The organism is Vibrio sp. YT-19(2023) (assembly GCF_033337395.1).
In genome coordinates this window covers 1-1241 of the sequence record NZ_JAWOQN010000118.1, presented here as the reverse complement: position 1 = coordinate 1241, position 1241 = coordinate 1, and the positions used below count along the sequence as shown (strand labels likewise).

Annotated in this window: 2 protein-coding genes; both read left to right on the top strand. The window is 63.0% G+C overall.

Translation table 11 applies throughout. From position 1 onward, the window contains the following. Positions 1 to 286 precede the first annotated feature (286 nt). Positions 287 to 493 carry a plasmid repression protein F gene (urfF, locus tag R7E78_RS24250; protein ID WP_007857788.1) on the top strand — a complete coding sequence of 69 codons (207 nt, stop codon included), beginning with the start codon at positions 287 to 289 and terminating at the stop codon, positions 491 to 493. Positions 494 to 522: 29 nt separating this feature from the next. Next, on the top strand, positions 523 to 1241 hold a 719-nt coding region (locus R7E78_RS24245; protein ID WP_318058354.1), incomplete at its 3' end, for a helicase RepA family protein.

Genomic DNA, 1241 nt, shown 5'->3' with positions numbered 1-1241 from the left:
TTCAGCATGTAGTGCTTGCGTTGGTACTCACGCCTGTTATACTATGAGTACTCACGCACAGAAGGGGGTTTTATGGAATACGAAAAAAGCGCTTCAGGGTCGGTCTACCTGATCAAAAGTGACAAGGGCTATTGGTTGCCCGGTGGCTTTGGTTAGACGTCAAACAAGGCCGAGGCTGGCCGCTTTTCAGTCGCTGATATGGCCAGCCTTAACCTTGACGGCTGCACCTTGTCCTTGTTCCGCGAAGACAAGCCTTTCGGCCCCGGCAAGTTTCTCGGTGACTGATATGAAAGACCAAAAGGACAAGCAGACCGGCGACCTGCTGGCCAGCCCTGACGCTGTACGCCAAGCGCGATATGCCGAGCGCATGAAGGCCAAAGGGATGCGTCAGCGCAAGTTCTGGCTGACCGACGACGAATACGAGGCGCTGCGCGAGTGCCTGGAAGAACTCAGAGCGGCGCAGGGCGGGGGTAGTGACCCCGCCAGCGCCTAACCACCAACTGCCTGCAAAGGAGGCAATCAATGGCTACCCATAAGCCTATCAATATTCTGGAGGCGTTCGCAGCAGCGCCGCCACCGCTGGACTACGTTTTGCCCAACATGGTGGCCGGTACGGTCGGGGCGCTGGTGTCGCCCGGTGGTGCCGGTAAATCCATGCTGGCCCTGCAACTGGCCGCACAGATCGCAGGCGGCCCCGACCTGCTGGACGTGGGCGAGTTGCGCACCGGCCCGGTGATCTACCTGCCCGCCGAAGACCCGCCCACCGCCATTCATCACCGCCTGCACGCCCTTGGGGCGCACCTCAGCGCCGAGGAACGGCAAGCCGTGGCTGACGGCCTGCTGATCCAGCCGCTGATCGGCAGCCTGCCCAACATCATGGCCCCGGAGTGGTTCGACGGCCTCAAGCGCGCCGCCGAGGGCCGCCGCCTGATGGTGCTGGACACGCTGCGCCGGTTCCACATCGAGGAAGAAAACGCCAGCGGCCCCATGGCGCAAGTGATTGGCCGCATGGAGGCCATCGCCGCCGATACCGGGTGCTCTATCGTGTTCCTGCACCATGCCAGCAAGGGCGCGGCCATGATGGGCGCAGGCGACCAGCAGCAGGCCAGCCGGGGCAGCTCGGTACTGGTCGATAACATCCGCTGGCAGTCCTACCTGTCGAGCATGACCAGCGCCGAGGCCGAGGAACGGGGGGTGGACGACGACCAGCGCCGGTTCTTCGTCCGCTTCGGTGTGCGCAA